Origin of the sequence: Oligoflexus sp. (assembly GCF_035712445.1) — a bacterium.
Taxonomy (GTDB): domain Bacteria; phylum Bdellovibrionota_B; class Oligoflexia; order Oligoflexales; family Oligoflexaceae; genus Oligoflexus.
In genome coordinates this window covers 1-17,448 of record NZ_DASTAT010000055.1, presented here as the reverse complement: position 1 = coordinate 17,448, position 17,448 = coordinate 1, and the positions used below count along the sequence as shown (strand labels likewise).

17 protein-coding genes and 1 pseudogene are annotated in these 17,448 nt (G+C 56.0%); 11 read left to right on the top strand and 7 right to left on the bottom strand.

Annotation, left to right across the window (positions count from 1 at the left end; genetic code table 11):
• Positions 1-15 precede the first annotated feature (15 nt).
• The 4 genes from VFO10_RS11020 (at position 16) to VFO10_RS11005 (ending at position 3,841) form a co-directional block, all read left to right on the top strand.
• Positions 16-795, top strand: a complete 780-nt coding sequence (locus VFO10_RS11020) for a hypothetical protein (protein WP_325139984.1) — start codon at positions 16-18, stop codon at positions 793-795.
• Between the two features lie 9 nt (positions 796-804).
• Positions 805-1,965, top strand: a complete 1,161-nt coding sequence (locus VFO10_RS11015; protein ID WP_325139983.1) for a hypothetical protein — start codon at positions 805-807, stop codon at positions 1,963-1,965.
• A 3-nt stretch (positions 1,966-1,968) separates the two neighbouring features.
• Positions 1,969-3,021 (top strand): succinylglutamate desuccinylase/aspartoacylase family protein, encoded by a 1,053-nt coding sequence (locus VFO10_RS11010; RefSeq protein ID WP_325139982.1) that lies wholly within the window; start codon positions 1,969-1,971, stop codon positions 3,019-3,021.
• A 214-nt stretch (positions 3,022-3,235) separates the two neighbouring features.
• Complete coding sequence (locus tag VFO10_RS11005; protein ID WP_325139980.1) at positions 3,236-3,841, top strand: hypothetical protein; 606 nt, start codon at positions 3,236-3,238, stop codon at positions 3,839-3,841.
• A gap of 72 nt (positions 3,842-3,913) precedes the next feature.
• Here VFO10_RS11005 and VFO10_RS11000 read toward each other — a convergent pair whose 3' ends face one another.
• Positions 3,914-4,579, bottom strand: coding sequence for an OmpA family protein (locus tag VFO10_RS11000; RefSeq protein WP_325139978.1), 666 nt, complete (start codon positions 4,577-4,579; stop codon positions 3,914-3,916).
• 258 nt (positions 4,580-4,837) lie between these two features.
• Here VFO10_RS11000 and VFO10_RS10995 point away from each other — a divergent pair, with 258 nt between their 5' ends.
• Positions 4,838-5,974, top strand: coding sequence for a hypothetical protein (locus VFO10_RS10995; protein ID WP_325139976.1), 1,137 nt, complete (start codon positions 4,838-4,840; stop codon positions 5,972-5,974).
• Positions 5,975-6,009: 35 nt separating this feature from the next.
• A complete protein-coding gene (locus tag VFO10_RS10990; protein ID WP_325139974.1) occupies positions 6,010-6,633 on the top strand; it encodes a recombinase family protein in 624 nt (207 codons plus the stop codon).
• Here the strand turns inward: VFO10_RS10990 and VFO10_RS10985 are convergent, their stop codons facing one another.
• The 3 genes from VFO10_RS10985 to VFO10_RS10975 all read right to left on the bottom strand — a co-directional run bounded on the left by VFO10_RS10985 (position 6,634) and on the right by VFO10_RS10975 (position 8,860).
• Positions 6,634-7,032, bottom strand: a complete 399-nt coding sequence (locus VFO10_RS10985; protein WP_325139972.1) for a hypothetical protein — start codon at positions 7,030-7,032, stop codon at positions 6,634-6,636.
• A 141-nt stretch (positions 7,033-7,173) separates the two neighbouring features.
• A complete protein-coding gene (locus tag VFO10_RS10980) occupies positions 7,174-8,523 on the bottom strand; it encodes an MATE family efflux transporter (RefSeq protein ID WP_325139970.1) in 1,350 nt (449 codons plus the stop codon).
• Positions 8,510-8,860, bottom strand: coding sequence for a DUF1622 domain-containing protein (locus tag VFO10_RS10975; protein WP_325139968.1), 351 nt, complete (start codon positions 8,858-8,860; stop codon positions 8,510-8,512). Before VFO10_RS10975 ends, VFO10_RS10980 begins: the two co-directional genes overlap by 14 nt.
• Between VFO10_RS10975 and VFO10_RS10970 the strand changes: the two genes are divergently transcribed.
• The gene (locus VFO10_RS10970; protein WP_325139965.1) at positions 8,859-9,707 is read left to right on the top strand and encodes an ABC transporter substrate-binding protein; all 849 of its coding nucleotides are present in this window, start codon (positions 8,859-8,861) and stop codon (positions 9,705-9,707) included. The genes VFO10_RS10975 and VFO10_RS10970 overlap by 2 nt on opposite strands.
• Before the next feature lie 13 nt (positions 9,708-9,720).
• Here the strand turns inward: VFO10_RS10970 and VFO10_RS10965 are convergent, their stop codons facing one another.
• Entirely contained in the window at positions 9,721-10,887 is a 1,167-nt protein-coding gene (locus tag VFO10_RS10965) for a hypothetical protein (RefSeq protein WP_325139963.1), read from the bottom strand.
• A 324-nt stretch (positions 10,888-11,211) separates the two neighbouring features.
• On the opposite strand from VFO10_RS10965, the gene VFO10_RS10960 reads away from it, so the two are divergent.
• Both VFO10_RS10960 and VFO10_RS10955 read left to right on the top strand, forming a co-directional pair.
• The gene (locus tag VFO10_RS10960) at positions 11,212-11,691 is read left to right on the top strand and encodes a glutathione peroxidase (protein ID WP_325139960.1); all 480 of its coding nucleotides are present in this window, start codon (positions 11,212-11,214) and stop codon (positions 11,689-11,691) included.
• 146 nt (positions 11,692-11,837) lie between these two features.
• Positions 11,838-13,667: pseudogene (locus VFO10_RS10955) on the top strand (ATP-binding protein); the annotation flags it as partial.
• A gap of 15 nt (positions 13,668-13,682) precedes the next feature.
• On the opposite strand, the gene VFO10_RS10950 reads toward VFO10_RS10955, so the two are convergent.
• Entirely contained in the window at positions 13,683-14,897 is a 1,215-nt protein-coding gene (locus VFO10_RS10950) for an MFS transporter (RefSeq protein WP_325139958.1), read from the bottom strand.
• A complete protein-coding gene (gene folE / locus VFO10_RS10945) occupies positions 14,897-15,550 on the bottom strand; it encodes a GTP cyclohydrolase I FolE (RefSeq protein WP_325139956.1) in 654 nt (217 codons plus the stop codon). Before folE ends, VFO10_RS10950 begins: the two co-directional genes overlap by 1 nt.
• A gap of 792 nt (positions 15,551-16,342) precedes the next feature.
• Here folE and VFO10_RS10940 point away from each other — a divergent pair.
• Both VFO10_RS10940 and VFO10_RS31410 read left to right on the top strand, forming a co-directional pair.
• Positions 16,343-17,287, top strand: a complete 945-nt coding sequence (locus tag VFO10_RS10940; protein ID WP_325139954.1) for a MerR family transcriptional regulator — start codon at positions 16,343-16,345, stop codon at positions 17,285-17,287.
• 5 nt (positions 17,288-17,292) lie between these two features.
• Positions 17,293-17,448: deoxyribodipyrimidine photo-lyase (locus VFO10_RS31410; RefSeq protein ID WP_414697023.1), on the top strand; the 156-nt coding region annotated here is incomplete at its 3' end.

Sequence of the window (17,448 nt, the reverse complement as noted above, 5' to 3'; positions counted from 1 at the left end):
CAGGGTAGGTGAACTATGAGTCGTTACGCCCCTTCCGGTGAAATAGCGGATCCCGCGATCATACGCAAAATCATTACGGAACTTTCGGATACACGGGCCGAGGGCATCATACGTCCCGTTCAGGAGCGGAAACTGGGTGTGCGTTTCGCCTTTGGGGATACCTTCTTCAATTCCCGTCCGCCTTCTTTCGTGCTCGGCAGCATTTCCGATCATGGCCTGGCTCGTCTTCTGCCGCATTCGGATCTGATCGTCGAAGTCTTCGGCACGGATAAAAGGATCGCCTTCAACACTTCCGTGATCCAGCATACTCCGGCCGGAGTTTACGTCAACCTTCCTGCGACGCTGTCCAAGGCCGAGCGGCGCATAGCCCAGCGTTTTAAAACCGCCGAGGACCGGATGCCTTTCGTCGATCCCAAGGCCTGGATCATCGATGCGAATGACATCGCCGCGCCTCCTGTCTTTGGACTCTATCAGCCGCTGGCCAGCTGGGCCTCGGTGAGTGACATCAGCTTTGGTGGCGTGTGCGTGGAAACGCGCTTTCCTGCGCTTTTGAATTGGGTCGAAGCGAATCCGACCTGCACGCGCGCCCAGCTGGTTTTTCCGATGATGAAGCCTATTCCGATCGGCCTGGAACTGCGCTGGACCAAGCGTATCAGGGAACGCACCACGACGGCGGAGGCGGGCTATTCGATTCAGAAGTATAAGATGGGGATGGCCTTCCTCAATCCGCCGCGTGAATTTATGCTGGAAGTCGGGCGCTATATCAAAGAGCTGCAAATGGGCAACGCCGTCTAGGGGGCTGAAGTGGGTATTCGCATCAAAAAGCAGGCGGAAACCTGGGAAAATCGCTGGGCCATCGCCTATAGCACGAGTCAAAGAGCGATCGGCATCGAGCTGAAGGATATCCTCTCGAAGCGCGAGTGGAAGATACTTGAAACGACCAATTCGGAAGAAGCGGCTTTTGCCAACACGGCGATCGGCAAGGCCTCGATGCTGATCATCGACGATACCGAGCAGGATCCTGCGGCGATCATTCAAAGGGAACAGCTTTTCCATCAGGTCGCCTGCATCACGCCGACTCTTATCATCTGTTCCCAGCACAATGAGACTGACTTCAAATGCATGGCCAGCATGGGTGACCCCGTGATGGTGCCGAAGCCTATTTCACCGAAGACCCTTCTGGAAGGGATGGATCAGCTCTGCGAAAAGTGGTCGCAGGGTTACCTCGTCGATGTGCGCAGGGCCGCGGCGAAGATGGCGGAAGGCCAGATTCAGACCGGCTTTCGTATTCTGACGGAAATCGTCCAGAGCGGTCAGAAGGCTCCCGTCGCGACGGCCGCCCTGGCGCTCTATTATCGGCGCCAGGATGATATCAAGATGACGGAAAAACTGTTGGTTTCCGCCATCAAACAGGGCATTTTTGAAATGTCCATCATTTTGCCCCTGATCGACCTTTATCTCTATTCCGGCGCGCCGAAGCTTGCTCTGCGCCTGATCGAGATGGCCTTTGAGCGCTTCAATAAGCCGAATTTCCTTTGCATTGATGCGGTGCAGGCGCTGCTCATGCTCAATCGCATCAAAGAGTGCATTCCTTATCTGCAGCAGCTGATCGACAACGAATATTTCCCCGAGGTCGCCCGTCAGTATCTGCCCCGGCTGTACTATTCAAGCGGGGAGCTGGAGGCCTTTGACAAGGCGATCAAGTATCGCCCCGAGAAATTCGACGAGTACCAGCGGGCCTGGCATCTTCTGGCTGATGAGGACGCGGAACGTCGGAAGCAGCAGTATGAAGCTCAGGCTCAGTTGCGTAAACAGGCGGCTCGCGATAAAAAGGAAAAGGACAAGGAGCCGATGGAAGAAGCCGTGCCTGTCAAACGAGACAAGAAAAACAACCAGCCCTTGGGCTTTGGTCCGGTGGGCAAGCCACTCTTCCAGGATGATGGCAAAACTTCAGTGGATGGATAAGTTGTGAGCGAAAACGTGTCGGGAGACGAAGTCAGCCCTGAGACGACGCCTTTTGTAATCTCCGGTCACAGCATCAAGCGCGGCGAGCGCAAGAAGATACATTTAAAGATCGGTAAGCTTTACGACAACACCGATATCAATATTCCCGTCGAAGTGATTCGCGGCAAGCTCGAAGGCCCGACGCTCTTCGTCTCGGCGGCCGTGCATGGCGATGAGTTGAATGGTGTCGAGATCTGCAAGCGTCTTCTCGATATGCGGCAGCTCAAGGAAATTTCCGGGACATTGCTCGTCATTCCCATCGTCAACGTCTTTGGATTCAATAATCTTTCCAGGTACTTGCCTGATCGTCGAGACCTGAACCGCTCCTTTCCCGGGTCGCCCAATGGGTCTTTGGCTTCACGGCTTGCGCATGTGTTCATGACGGAAATCGTTTCGAAGGCCACGCATGGCATCGACCTTCACACGGGTGCGGTCCATCGCCGGAACCTGGCGCAGATTCGTGCGGACATTGATCACGCGGAAACGTTTGAGTTGGCGGAAGCCTTCGGCATTCCCGTGATCATCAAATCCAATGTGCGGGATGGTTCCTTGCGCCAGGCGGTTTTGGAGCGCGATCTGCCCATGCTCCTCTTCGAAGGTGGCGAGGCTCTTCGCTTTGACGATCGTGTGATCAAGATGGCCCTCGATGGCATCATCTCGGTCATGTACAAAATCGGAATGCTTGATACCCAAAAGCGTCCACCGCGTCTGACATCGGCTGAAAAAAAGCCCTTCATTGCCAAGAGCAGCTACTGGATCCGCGCCACCCGCAGCGGCATCATCCGTCTACTGGCCCGCATTGGCAAACACGTTCACAAGGACGAAGTCATCGGCGTCATCTCCGATCCTTACGGTGATGAAATCGAAACCGTCCGCACCCGCGTGGAAGGTATCGTCATCTGCGCCTCCATGCTGCCGGTCGTCCATGAAGGCGACGCTCTGTTCCACATCGCTACGTTTCACGAACCCGAGAAAGTCGAAGAATCGCTTGCCGACCTCGACGAGCTGGCACTCTAGGCCGTCGCCGCAGCCGTCTCGCGCGGCTTCGTCTTCCGCCACGCCCGTCGTCTTCCGCCACGCCCGTCTCCCGTCTTGCCAACGCCCGTCTCCCGCCTTGCCACCGCCCGTCGTCATCTCGTGCTCGAAGTGCCCGTCTTCCTTCCCCGATCCGCTGGCTCTTTCATGAGAGCGGTTGTATAATAGGCATATTCTTCACACCAATGAGGGAATTATGCCGCGCGCTAAGCTGTTAGCTGGCTGTTTGCTTCTGGGGTTGATTGCCTGCAAGCACCCGAGTGGTGCGAATGATTCCAGCGAAAACCTCTATGGCACCGACGATCCGAGCGGCATTCAGCTTTTGAATCCGAATGTCGAAGTGAATACGGAGATGCCGGAAGTGCCTGTGCGTCAGGCCTGGGCGCAGGGTGCGAAGGCCTTGGAAATCCACCGCTCATCGACCTGTCCGACCGATAGCGTGGAAGAGAATGGTTGCGGCAACGAAACCAGCTATCGCTTCATTCGTAAAAGCCGCGAACTCCAGCTCAGCGCCTGCCGCTGCAGTCCCGAGCGCATTGAAAAAAAGCTGACCCTGTCCCCGGCGCAGGCTCAGGAACTCGATAAGTATGTCGCCTCCCTGGAACTGGCCTCAGGTCCCCAGGTCACATGCCCCTCCGAAACCGCGGCCACGGACTGGGAACTCATCGTGGAAAACGCCGAGTCCGTTCCGGAATCGCATCCGGTAGCCCTCTGCGGAAACAACACGCGGCAAACCGGCAAAATCAACGTCCGCACCTTCCAGGCCCTCTACGAATACCTGAAAAAATCTCTTCCCGAATAAAAAAAGACCGACCCCAGGGGTCGGCCCATTTTCGAAACCCTGGCTGCATTCGAAACAATGCAGCCGCGATCCTTACTTGCCTTTGGGAGTCAAGAGAACTTCCACGCGGCGGTTCTGAGCGCGGCCTTCTTCAGTCGCGTTGTCCGCGATAGGCTGGCTCTGGCCGTAGCCGACTGCCGAAATACGTGCAGGAGCAACGCCCTTCTGACGAAGGAACTGAGCAACGGCATCCGCGCGCTGCTTGGACAGAACCTGGTTGGCTTCCATCTTACCGCGGCTATCGGTGTGGCCCGAAACTTCGATCGCTGTGTCTTTGTACTCTTTCAGGACTTCAGCAACGCTGTCGAGGACGTTTTCGAAACCAGGGTTGATCTGAGCCTTGGCGGTTTCGAAGGTGATGTTGCCAGGCATGTTCAGAACGATCTGATCACCCTTGCGTGTCACGCTCACGCCACTTGCGCGCAGCTTTTGACGCAGTTTCTCTTCCTGCTTGTCCATGTAGTTACCAATGCCACCGCCGATGGCTGCACCCGCAGCGGCGCCTGCGATACGTGCGTTCTGACGAGTGTTCTTGTCGCCCTTCACCTGGTTGCCCAAGACGGCTCCAGCAACGGCACCAGCCACAGCACCGACGGTTGCGCCGGACACTTCGTTCTGGTCAGTCGTGGCATCTTTCGTCACGCAGGCGCTGCTACCGAGGGCGAGAATGAGGGCGAGGCAGGTGAGCTGTCTTTTCATCTTTACGTTCTCCATGTAAGTGCGAAACCATTGGTTGCAGAGGGACTCAACGAGAAGTTCCTCGAAGACAACTTTCATCAAATACGAGAGCGGCAAATAAAAAGCAAAATTTTTTTCCAGGTCTCATCTGTGACCTATTGGTGACAACCGTCTCGTAGGTATCGAAAACTATACAATAAATGAAGGGGCTTGAGAAATACAATAAAGAAGCCGATAGCGGCAGGGAAGGGCGGAATCGTTATCCTAAGCGGGGTGCAGATGCGTCGGGTCCTGTTGATATCGGTTTTTATGACCCTCTGCTGGGCCTCGGTGGTGTGGACCCTGCAGCAGAATCGCCATTCCATTCAAAAGCTGACTGCCCGCTTGCGCGCCAGCGCCACCGAGAATCCCGATTACTGGCGCGGGGAATGGCAGAGGCTCGGCATCGCCGCCCGCGAGAAAGCCTATCTTTACAACCAATGGCTTGAAGAAGGCTTTCTGGAACAGGGCATGGTGGTCAACCGCCACAGCGATGGCCGACCGTCTGGGGAATGCGACAGTCTTCTCTTCTCGTCCTTGCGTTTCACCGCTTTGATGAAACTCGGCTGGCATGATAAAGCCTATCAAGCCTGGCGTGGTATAGAAAACGCCTTTCAAAATGGCCGCTGGATTCGTCATCCCAAATGCCGTAGAAAAAGCACCTCACGCGACATGATAGTCGGTCTGCTCGTGGCCATGACCCAGAGTCCGCCGGCCGAAGTTCGGCAGCTGCAAAAACTTCTGAGCATCGTCGAGGATACCGGCGGGTCTATAGATGACGGCCCTTTTTATGTCAGCCGCATGAGTCCCGGAATGGGCGCTATCATGCGCCTGATGAGTCAGCAGTATGGTGTGCCCCTTCGGGAAATTCCTGAGGACGTGCGCCTTGGTTTTTCCACGCTGGAAGTCGACGCCTGGATGGCCCAGCCTGGCTATACCGCGCATCTCAATGCTCTGACGCTATGGATCGAACTCGAACTTACCGATCATCAGCCGCGCAGTGCGCTCCGCAGCGTCTCCGAACTGATTGATACCGCCTTCGGCCCGCTTGGAACACCGAAAATCCAGGATCAGCGTTGGGTCTGGGTCGGTCATCAGCTGGCGACCCTCGATCGCCCCAATCTTTTTTTTGAATACATGGAACTCAGGAGCGCCGGGGCTTTGACCTGGAAAACCCAGGCCATGCTCCTGCAAAAACTTCTGGAGATGCCGCAATTCCCGAATGAACGTCTGCCCCGCAACTGCGATCGGCGCGCCGATTATCTTTGGCAGCGGCATTCGGTCGAATACGTCCCGCGGCCCAAAGCCGGCTGCGTGGAAACCTTCCATGGCGTGGACTTCCTTTGGATGGTCGCACTTTTAACTGAAAATTTGTAGGATGAAGGGAACGGTTTCACCCCATGGGAGAGGGCATGAAGCATCTCGGCGTCTACTATCGCGTGTCCACCGACCGCCAGGACCTTGCCAGCCAGAAGTCGGCATTCCAGGCCTGGCTGGGGACCCTGCCGGACAGCAAAAAACCGCTCAGCATCAAGGAATTCAAAGACCACGGGATCAGCGGGAAAACCACGCAGCGCAAAGCCTACCAGGCGCTTTTGAAAGCCGCCTTCGAACAAAAAATAGATACGATCGTCGTCTATCGGCTGGACCGCCTCAGCCGTAATGCGACCGAAGCCATTCAAACGCTTTTGATCCTGGACCAGGCCGGCGTGGGTTTCATATCCATCACGCAGCCCGTTCTGAATCTGGGTTTGGATAATCCCTTCCGTCGCACGATGCTCGCGGCGTTTTCCGAAATCGCAGAAATTGAGCGGGAAACGATAGTCTCGCGGGTGCGGTCTGGACTGGCCGCTGCGAAGAAACGGGGAGTGACGCTGGGCCGCCCCCGGCGTTATACCGAGGAGCAGCAGCAGCTGGTTCGCGAGAAACGCGCCCAGGGCCTGAGTTACGAACAGATCGCTCAGGAGCTGGGCATGAGCCGCGGCACGGCTCATAGTTTGGGTCGCGATCCGCTTATGGAAACGGACGAATCCTGATCAGGTCGTGCTTTCTTCGGCGTCATGCTCATCCGCTTCCTGGCAGAGTTCATCCACCAGCTCCAGGAAGGCCTGACGGTCATCATGCGACCAGACTTCCAGAGCGCGGCTCAGATTGAACGGGCTTTCTTCATCCTGCAGGTGAAGAAGGAGTTCCACGACGTGATCCTGCTCTTCCAGAAGGTTCTCATCCTGATAGGCTTCGAACACGAGATCGAAGATTTCTTCGGCGTTCTTTTCCTTGGGAACGCTTTCGAAACAGGGGAAACGCACCAGACCTTCGGCAAACATTTCCGTGTCGACCTCAATCTCTTCGGAGTCCTCCTCATCGGTCTCTTCTTCGAGAATTTCCTCCTCGATGCTGGAGGTTTTGAGTTTGTCCTGTTCAAAATTACTCATTGGTTACTCCTCAGGCTTGGGCTAAGTGCCCCCATCCTACCAGGGGGGTCGGGACTCTTTGCATGAGCAGGGACATGGTACTTGAGTGTTCCCAGCGAGGATAGAGAGTTGAAACGACTTATGTCAGCTTGCTATTCAGAATCAGCGATAGACGGTTTTACTTTGCCAGCGTCCCGACATCCAGCGCCGCAGGCTGACCCAGCCGCGCAGATGCTCATCCAGGCTCATCACAAGCCAGATGCCGAGCAGTCCGAGTCCGGCTTCCACACCGATCACATAGGCTCCCGTGACCGCCAGGAGCCACATGCTGGTCACGCCGAACCCGGCCACGAACCTCGCGTCCCCTGAAGCACGCAAGGCCGCTCCCACGATGACGTTCAGCGCCCGACCCCATTCCAAAAACACAGCCACCCACAACACCTGGCAGCCGAGCCGCAGAACGTCAGGATCCTCGGTGAAAATGCGCAAAAACCAGGGGCCGCCGATGGCCAGGATCAGGCTTAGGACCGTGCAGCCGAAGAGCGCGATCTTCACGCCCGACACAAGTTGCGAGGTCGCTTCCTTGAAGGACCTTTCCCCGAGCAGATGTGAAATCTTGATCTGGGTGCCGCTGGCGAAAGCCGCACCCCAAAGGAGCGAGAAAAGTGTGATGTTCGCGACGTAGGCCTTGGTCGTCACGGCCAGGACTCCCAGGCTCACGAGGATGCGGCTGATCACGACCTGGCTTAACTGATAGGAGAGTGGTTCCAAAGACGAAGGCAGACCGATTCTCAGCACATGCCCGAGGGTTTCCCGCACAGCGGGCAGGCTCGCGGCTATGACCTTCGGCCTTGCAAGGTAGTGATGACAGAAATAAAGCGCGGCCAGAAACGAGACTAACCAGGCAATGCCACTGGCCGCGGCTATCCCGATGACGCCGAGCTTGGGAAAACCCAAGGCGCCTGTAACAAAGAGATGATTCAGTCCCAGGTTCACCGCGTTCATCAGCACGGCTGCCCACATATTGATCTGCGTGCGACCAAGGGCATTCATGATTCCGGAGCTGGTCATCTTCATGGCCAGGAACACATAGCCGAAACCCAAGGCGCGGATATAGAGCGAAGCCAGATCCGCAAGGCTTCCCGTCAGCCCCACGAATTCCGGAAGATAGGGGGCGAAACTGATGAAGACGAGGCTCATGAAAAGGCCCAGGATGATATTCAAACCGAGCAGCGAAGAAAAGGTCAGGCCGGCGAGCTGGTGATTGTTCGCACCAAGGTGCTGCGCCGCTACGCTGGAACCGGCCTGGGTCAAGGGTGCGAAAAGGATGAAGCCCAGCCCTGTCACGGGCAGCACGGCGCTGACGGCGGCCACCGCTTCGGGCGAGACGCGGGTCATGTAGTAGGCGTCCACGGCGGGGACCATAAAAAGCATGAGCAATTCAAAAAGGACGGGACCGGAGAGACTGTAGATGCTGCGTTCACGGATCTTCTGGGACTCAAACCTTGTCAACCGACACTTCCTTTCTTTCCTCTCGAATCTCGCGGCTCAAAAAGTAATTCAAAGCTGTCCGAATGGTGGCCACGGCGGCTAATTTTCCGATTTCTTCAAAGGAGGGCGCGACTGCGGTGCGGAGCAAATCAGCGGCCAATTGAAATTCCAATCCTAAAGCAAGAAAACGCCCAAGGTCCAGCCGCACGACGATAAAACTTTCCGCGGAACGACGTTTCAGAGTGTTCACGATAAAAAGGATGAAGGCGCGCAGCGCTCCGAAAAATATGATGATCAGCGCCGCGGTTTCGGTCAGGGCCATGAAGATGGAAACCATGCGTCGAAGGATCTCTTCCATGAAAGCTCCGCATCTGTTGTTCATGTCCATGGGTGTAAAAGATCTTCCCCTGGGTCCTGAATTCAATTATTTTGAAGACGAGCACATATTTTTACTCATGAAAGGGGCGGTGGGGAACATGACACTGTGGAAGCTGCGCTGGCTGGCCTGGGCCTTTCTGGGATTGACCAGCCCTGCGGAATCGAGTGATTCGCTTGTGAAGCTGGCGACAGGGGAATCGTATAAACCAGCCATCGACTTTGAGCAGCCCGGCGGCGGCCCTTTGGTGGAGAATGTCAGACGGATCTTTCTGGAGATGGGGCTGACACCGAAAATCGAACCCATGCCCTGGAAACGAGCCTATCTGGAAACGCAGAAGACCACTTACCTCGCAAGTTTTCCCTGGTATCGGGATAGCGAACGCGAAAAGGATTTCTATTTTTCCGATCCGCTTTTTGTGAAGCCCACGGTCGCTGTCCTCAGAAAATCCCTCGATCTCCCGCGCCTGACGCTCGACAACGTCCAGCATCGCATTACCTGCGATACTCTGGGCAGCACCATCTGGAATGGATTAAAGAATGACGCGAAGGTGAAGCTCGTTTATGTCAACGATCCCGCGCAGTGTCAGCAGATGCTGGGCAATGGTCGGATTGATTTTCTCATGATGCATCCCGATCAGGCGGCCATTCACGAGCGCAAGGGGCATAAGGTGGTCGAAGACGACCTGGAACTCTCGTTCAACGGGCATTTGATTATTTCGCGGCAGGAACCGCATGGCGAAATCCTCATCCGGCGCTTCAATGAGGCGATGAAGCGGCTGATGGAGCAAAAGAGCTGGCAGCCGATCTTTCCGGTGCCAGCCAAGTAACGCGGTCAATGGATCAATCCAAAAATGCATCCTGCGCGCAGAGTTCCTTCTGCAGGTCCATCGACGACAGGATATCCGCCTGATCCATAAGGGGATCGGCGTTTTCGCTTTCTGACATCACGGTGACTTTCACCGAGCCGCTGGCCACATCAAAGTCCACGGTTTTCCGCGGCGTGGTCTCGCCTTCATTCATAAAGCGGCTTTGAACCTTGCCCGAGACGGCTTTGCAGGCACCCTGGGTGAATTCTAGCTTGAGGTCCGAGAAGGTCGTTTCCACCGAACCCTGGCCGGCCAGAGTCGATTTCACGGTTCCGCTCGTGATCTCTTTGCGGATGGGGCCCCGGCCGACCGCGCGGTCGCGGGCGTTTTCATCATAGGTATCCACCATCTTGAATTGGCTTTGAACGGTGAAATTCAGCTCCTGATCACCGTTTTCGGTGGACTGCACGGTTTCCCGGCGGGTGCCTGTGCCCTGCGATTCCTTGCTGTAGCTGACATCATCATTGTTCTCGCCGAGCGCGGCGGTGAAGGTGACTTTGCGCGTTCCCTCGACCAGCGAGCTGATCGCCGTCATCTGCCGCGAGGGTGGGGGCGGAGGCACGGCTGCGGCTTCATCCGTGGCCGGTGCGGTCCCATCCGTGCTTTCGGCTGCGGTCGCCTCCGTTTTTTCTGGAGCCTTGGGTTTTTGCAGCTCGGAAATGTAGGTCTTTTCCTCGCGCCGATGTTTGACATCAAGCTGCATATTCACCAGCTCACGATCCAGGTCGACTTCGATGATGGGTTGCTTACGGGCACATTCCAGATCCTCGCCCACGAGCTTATAGGACCGCTCCACCTGGGCGTTGACGAACATATCTTTTTGGTAATTCTTTTCCATGGAATCCATCGCAAAGGTCGAAGTCTGCGAGGACTGGATGCTGATGACGGCGCCATCGGGTTGATTGGTGCAGGTCTGCTGCACGATCTCCTGGAGGCGAAAACCGATGCCACCGGCACCCTGCAGGCCGCGATGGTTGCTATCGCTCAGAGCATCGGTCGCTTCCCGCAGAGCCACCTGGGCCTTGCGCTGAAAGACGGTCCGTGAATTCAAAGGCGCGTTCTGCAGCTTGCTCATCGGATACTCCGAGCAGGCCGTCAGCTGCAGCACCAAAGCGTAAAGACCATAACGAATGTTACGCATAAGCGGTTCCCTCCCCAATTGCCCTTGTTCTTGCAAGAGTTAAACCATAAAATTCCCTATGTAAATCAGGAGCTTGGCTGCCATTTTCTGTCACTTTCGTCTGCGTAACGTTCGAGTTTTTCGAGCTAACATGGGGGAAAGCTTTGAAAAAATGACAATGACAGCGGAATGGAGTCGCGCAAAAGCGGGTTTTTGCTGGCAAATGCCGGATACCTTTAGGGGATTTCTGCAAGCGGGGATTTCAAATTGTGCTTGTTTGCCGAAGGCGGCTCAGGCAAAGATGAATGGAACCGTTGACCACTTTCCTTTTGAGGAGTCTTTTCGATGGGTATTTACGATTTTAAGGCCAAGACAATCGATGGCCATGAGCAATCCCTTGCTGACTTCCGCGGGCAGACTCTTCTGATCGTGAATACTGCCAGTGGCTGTGGCTTCACGCCGCAGTACAAGGGCCTTGAGCAGCTTTATGAAACTTACAAAGACAGGAAGTTCACGGTCCTCGGTTTTCCCTGCAATCAGTTCGGCAAGCAGGAAAGCGGCTCCGAGGCGGATATCAAATCCTTCTGTGAAATGAATTTCGGCGTGAAGTTTCCGCTGTTCGCCAAGATCGATGTGAAAGGGCCCAAGGCCCATCCCCTTTACCAGTACCTTGTGAAAGAAAAACCCGGCTTCATCTTCAAGGATATCAAGTGGAACTTCACCAAGTTCCTGGTGGATAAAGACGGCCGGGTCGTCAAGCGCTATGCGCCGACGGTGAAGCCGGAGGCGATCACGGCGGATATTGAGAAACTTTTGAAAGGCTGATTTTCTGCTGACAAGGTCTCTTCGATTCGCCAATATAGCCGCCAGTCCCCGAAGGAGGCGGCTTGAACCGATTCAGAGTTTTCTCTCATTCCATCCGCAGTCTCGATTTCAAGGTGCTCCTCGTGGTGGGCCTTGTGATCCTGGCCATGGCCGTCGGTTCCCTTCTGCTTTTTAAACGCCTCGCGGATCAGGCCCAAAGCCTTCTCTTTGATGCCATGGATGCCATGTCCGTCGCCGTGCATCACGGCCTGGGTTCGCAGATGAACGAACGTTATTACGATCTGTATGCTTTTGCCAGAAACCCTGCCGTCCAATCGATGGATCCCAAAGCGATCGCCGAGGTACTGAATACTTTTGTGCAGCTGTATCAGATTTACGATCTGGTCCTGGTCACCGATACCCGAGGCCGGCTCATCGGCAGCAACACGCTGGGACCGGAAGGCGACGCGTTGAAACTCGATCCCTTGCGGGCCTATGATTTCAGGCAGGAGCGCTGGTTTCAGGTGGCCCTTTCCGGGCAAACCTATGTGCAGGACCCCGCAGCGGATCCGTACCTCGCCTGGATGGATGGACGCAACGCGCGCACGACCACCTTCGCTTCAGCCATCACCGATTCCAAGGGAACCGTGCGCGGGGTGATAGCCCTGCGCGTAGGCGTGCGGTGGATACAAAAGGAACTCGATCAGGCCTATGCGATGTTTCACGCGGGCGGATTCTCCGTGGCCCGTTTGGAATTGATCAATGCTCAAGGTGAACGCATGGCCGAGGCGGGCGCCCAGATTAAATTCCAGGGTGCGAATGAACGTCCGGCCCGTTACCCTGGGACAGCGGATCGATCACGGGCAGCCAAGATCTGGTCTTTGATTGAGACCGATGATGGTGATTTCATGAGCGGTTCATCCTTTCTTCAGGCGCCCCCCTATGCGCCGTCGCTGGGGTGGAATCTGCGCCTGACCGTCGGGACGTCCAGCGCCTCACGTCAGCTCGCAGACACCGTGCGCATGTCCTATGCCTGGATCCTTTTGGCTTCCCTGGGCCTTTTGATTATGGCCGTGGCCTATCTCTGGCGCCTCGTGATTTCCCGGCATCTGCAGAACCTTGTGGAGAGGCGCACGGCCGAACTGAATCAGACGACCCGCGATCTTGAACGAAAGAACCAGGAACTGGAGACCAGCAACCGTCAGCTGATCGATGCCCAGAAGGAGTTGCTGGATACCGCCAAGCGCCTCGGCCAGTCGGAAGTGGCCGCGCTGACCCTGCACAATATCGGCAATATCATCACCTCGCTCAATATCCAGAGCACGCTTTTGCGCGAACATATGGAGCGCGATGCTCCCGGACAGCTGACCATGGCCTTTTTGAAAAAATGGCAAACCGATCCGCGTGCGACCGAATCCCTGCAGCCCATGATCACAAGGCTGGAGGCGGCCGAGCAGGAGGCGCTTCAGCATGTTCAGGGGATACTGCGCGGGCTGATCGATAACGTGCGCATGGCCATGGCCGCGATCTCGTCCCAGCTGGCCTTCGTGCATCAGAGCGAAAGCCCCGAGGCCTATAAGCTTTCGGAGCTTCTGCATCATACGCTCCTCCTTTACTTCGGAACCTTCCGCCGTCATCGCGTCGAGGAGCGAATGCAGGTGCAGCATGATGCAACGTTTCTGACCGAGAGGTTTCTTTTTGAAAGCATCCTGACGGTTCTGATTCGCAACGCCATCGACGCCACCGAGGGCCAGGGTCAGCGGCGCATCAGCTTTGCGACCGCGCGGGATGACGAGGGATTGACTCTTTTCATCCAGGATAACGGTCATGGTTTCGATGACGAAGTGGGATCCCGCCTCTTCCGTTTCGGCTTCAGCACCAAATCTTTGGGTCATGGCTTCGGCCTTCATTATGCGGCCAATTCCTGTCGGCATCTCGGACTCGAATTGAAGCTGGAGAGTCCGGGTTCAGGACAGGGCGCAACGGCCAGCATTCGTATACCCAAGGAGCGTCTACTGTCCGAGGTGGAGCTTGTCGACTTTACGCAAAGTGGGAAAGATAAGGGACCAAATCAGAACGACAAGACAGGTTCCAACGCCCCCCAGCACCACAGCCGGCACAGTGCCAAGCCAGGCGGCAGTCACGCCTGATTCGAATTCACCGAGTTCATTCGAAGCGCCGATGAACACCATATTCACAGCACTCACCCGGCCTCGCATGACATCCGGCGTGTGAGTTTGAATCAGAGTCTGCCGCACGACCACGCTGATCATATCGGTGGCGCCCAGCAGCACAAGGCAAGCGAGGGAAAAATGATAGTTCCTGGACAGTCCGAAACCCACGGTGGCGATGCCAAAGAGCAGCACGGCCCCGAGCATCTTATGACCGACATGGCCCTTCAAAGGCCGCAGGGAAAGATAGATCGCCATCAGCGTCGCACCCAAGGCCGGGGCACTCCGCATCGTTCCGAGCCCCGCCGCCCCCACATGCAGGATGTCCCGGGCGAAGACCGGCAAAAGAGCGACCGCGCCCCCTAAAAGCACAGCAAAAAGATCGAGCGAAATAGCGCCCAGGATCAGCTTGTTTCCCCAGACATAACGAAGCCCGCCCAGGATGTCCAGATCGCGACCTGGTCCGCCGGGAACCGGCAGCATCGGCAGCCTGAGAAGGATCAGAACAGCGGCCAGCAAAAAGACGAGACAGGTCGCATACACCGTGGCCACCGAAGCGTCGGGCAGAGCCACAATCACACCCGCCAAGGCCGGGCCCATGATGGTGGACAGCTGAAATGCAGTGGAATTGATAGCGACCGCCCGCGGCAGCTGATGGGTCGGCACAAGCTGGGCAAGATAGGCAGTGGCCGCCGGGCCGTAATAAGCCCGCGCCAATCCCAGAAGGCCAAGCGTGATATAAATCTGCCCGAGTCCATTCCGGGGAAAAAGATGGGAGAGAAGCAGCGAGGCCGAGGTCAGAAGAATCAGGCTGATGCTGATGAGCATGGTCCGCCTTCGCGGATAGCGATCGGCCGCACGCCCACCCGGCAAGGCAAAAAGAAGGTTCGGAAGGAAGATCGCAAGGCCCACGTAACCAAGGTGCAGGGCGCTATGTGAAAGATTATAGACCTGCCAGGCGACCGCCACCGATTGCATCTGAATCGCCAGGGTCACCAGCAGCCGATAGACAAGAAAGAGCCGAAACGAGGGTTCGTTCAGGACGCTTTCTTTCATTACTTCATCAGCCGCAAGAGCTGCTGCTTTTCATAGTCCTGGAGATTGTCGAAGCCATAGATGGACTGGGTGGTCGTCTGCGACTGCTGCTTTTCCACGCCGCGCATCATCATGCAGAGATGCTGGGCCTGGACCTTGACCATCACGGCTCGCGGGCTGATCAGATTCTGCACGGCATCCAGCACCTGCTGGGTGATCCTTTCCTGAACCTGCACGCGGCGAGCGAAGACATCCACGAGACGGGGAATCTTCGAAAGGCCCAGAATCTTTTCACCGGGAAAGTAAGCGACCGTGGCTTTGCCCCAGAAGGGCAGCAGGTGATGTTCGCACATGGAATAGAACTCGACGTCCTCGACTGCTACGAGGCCCTGACCTTCACTGGGAAAGACGCCTTTACCGACGGCTTCTGCCGGGCTAAGGTTATAGCCGTCCAGCAAAGCCTGGTAGGCCTTGGCAAAACGCTGAGGCGTGTCGCGCAGACCTTCGCGCTCGGTATTCTCTCCGGTCAAATCCAGGATGCGGCGACCGGCTTCCACAGCGCTTTGCTGTTTCTGTACAGCGCGCGCTGTGGCTCGCGTGACGGCGCCCAGTTCAGCCGCTTCGGGTGGCAGGTTGATAGGCTGACTGCGCAGGGATTTGTTCGTCTTCGGCATAGGTCATCCTCTTTTCCGATCATCGCCAAGGCATTGTCATTATACTTCTTATGATGTCTTGGCAAGTCTTCATCGTTGAGATTGCATAAAAAATGAATCAACAATACTAATTCAATACCTGTTCACATTACATTTGTCTGTAATGTTTATGGATTTGACCGAAATCGGGGCCAGAAAGCGTCCTCGACCTGCGCAAACTTGTGCAGCTTCTGTTAAAAAAACCCTGTACAAAAGCTGTGTATTATTTGCTATAAGGACCTTGAGTAGGAAAATTAGTGGCCACGATTTTCCTCAATCATCCACCTGGATCAGGAAACGCAACTGCCGCCATGGCTGTTTCGAAGCAACTCCCTTTGCCTAATTCAGGCACTCCCAGCTTTTTTCCCAAGACAATTCCTCGGGCGCCTCAACACCGGCATGCCCCTTTGTGCTGGGCAGCCACGCGGTCCCCCGCGAGTTTCTTTCTGCTGAACAGCATTAGCATGATTATTCTGATGCAAAACCTATTCATGGCCTGCTATAAAGAAAGAGTCAGAGAAAAGCGAAAGCACCTCGCTTTTTCTCCTAACTCATGGATTGCGTTAAGCAATTCAATAAATTTTCGCAGGGAGTCGTCAAGCCGGTTCGCGGGTTCTGATTACTCGGTAAAAACTTGTGCAGGGAGGGGTTGACTTGTGCAAGCCGGCTTGGAAGATTAGGATCATCATATCCAAGGCTTATTCCTGTGCACAAGCCGCATGATGATCTTCATAAGGCAGCGCGCAGGAAGGAGCTTCCACCCTGGAGTTGACATTGATCGAGGATAAACTGAGCGTCAAAACCATATGCCAGCTAACCGGCATTAACGAACACACTTTGCGCGCGTGGGAGAGACGCTACGGCGTTGTCAAACCCAGGCGCCTGGAAAACGGCCGCAGGGTCTATTCCATCGAGGATCTGGAGAAACTGAAACTGATCGCTCTTTTGATTCGCAAGGGTTTTCTGATTGGAAACATTGCGAGTCATACCCTGCCGGAACTCAGCAGTCTTCTGAACGAAGCCGCGCAGACACCGGACATGGGCGATGCGGTGGCGCTGCAGAATTCCAGAGCCGAGGAATTGGCCCTGCGGATCGAAGAGGCCGTCAGCCGCTACGAGCTGGTGAAGATCAACGTGCTCCTGCAGCAGGCCAAGGCCGAATATGGTGTGCGCGAGTACCTTTTTCAGGTCGTTTTACCTCTGATGTCGCGAATCGGTGAGTATGTGGCCCGCGATGAATTCACCATAGGCCAGGAGCATGCGCTCTCGGCGATCGTGAAGTATCACCTGCTGCAGCTCTTCTATCTCCTGACTCATTCGCATGCGATGATGGGCGATACCAAATCGCCGAAGTCCTTTGTTTTGGCAACGTCCGAGGGCAACCTGCACGAGTTTGGGGTGATGGTGGCCGCGGTGCTCTGCGCGTATCACGGCTACCCCACCTTTTACCTTGGGCCCAACCTGCCCGCGGCTTCGCTGGCCGAAGCCACCGAGGCCCTCTCAGCCAACTGCGTGGTCGTGGGTCTGCCGCCCCTCGATGGTTACACCGAGGCCAACCGTAACTTCCTTGACGACCTGATGAAGCGTCTGCCCAAGGTGTGCGAGGTTTGGGTCGGTGGCATGCCGCGCGGGGAAAAATCGATGCAATCGGAAAGGCTGCGCGAGCTGCCTTCCCTGGAAGAACTCGACAGGCTCCTGGCCAATATCAAACGGGTGTAAAGTTCATGCGAAGTGCCGATGTCATCTGGGTGAGGAACGATCTAAGATTCACCGATAACCCCGCTCTGACAGTCGGCACCGAACGCCCCACTGTCCTTGTCTTCACGGCGGATGGAGTGAACCTTGGAGGCCTGGGGGCCGCGTCACGGGTTTATCTGCAT

Excerpts from the sequence above, each read along its gene's own strand:
- VFO10_RS11020 (WP_325139984.1), top strand. The coding sequence starts at position 16 with ATGAGTCGTTACGCCCCTTCCGGTGAAATAGCGGATCCCGCGATCATA.
- VFO10_RS11005 (WP_325139980.1), top strand. The coding sequence starts at position 3,236 with ATGCCGCGCGCTAAGCTGTTAGCTGGCTGTTTGCTTCTGGGGTTGATT.
- VFO10_RS11000 (WP_325139978.1), bottom strand. The coding sequence starts at position 4,579 with ATGAAAAGACAGCTCACCTGCCTCGCCCTCATTCTCGCCCTCGGTAGC.
- VFO10_RS10995 (WP_325139976.1), top strand. The coding sequence starts at position 4,838 with ATGCGTCGGGTCCTGTTGATATCGGTTTTTATGACCCTCTGCTGGGCC.
- VFO10_RS10990 (WP_325139974.1), top strand. The coding sequence starts at position 6,010 with ATGAAGCATCTCGGCGTCTACTATCGCGTGTCCACCGACCGCCAGGAC.
- VFO10_RS10985 (WP_325139972.1), bottom strand. The coding sequence starts at position 7,032 with ATGAGTAATTTTGAACAGGACAAACTCAAAACCTCCAGCATCGAGGAG.
- VFO10_RS10970 (WP_325139965.1), top strand. The coding sequence starts at position 8,859 with ATGAAAGCTCCGCATCTGTTGTTCATGTCCATGGGTGTAAAAGATCTT.
- VFO10_RS10975 (WP_325139968.1), bottom strand. The coding sequence starts at position 8,860 with ATGGAAGAGATCCTTCGACGCATGGTTTCCATCTTCATGGCCCTGACC.
- VFO10_RS10965 (WP_325139963.1), bottom strand. The coding sequence starts at position 10,887 with ATGCGTAACATTCGTTATGGTCTTTACGCTTTGGTGCTGCAGCTGACG.
- VFO10_RS10960 (WP_325139960.1), top strand. The coding sequence starts at position 11,212 with ATGGGTATTTACGATTTTAAGGCCAAGACAATCGATGGCCATGAGCAA.
- VFO10_RS10950 (WP_325139958.1), bottom strand. The coding sequence starts at position 14,897 with ATGAAAGAAAGCGTCCTGAACGAACCCTCGTTTCGGCTCTTTCTTGTC.
- folE (WP_325139956.1), bottom strand. The coding sequence starts at position 15,550 with ATGCCGAAGACGAACAAATCCCTGCGCAGTCAGCCTATCAACCTGCCA.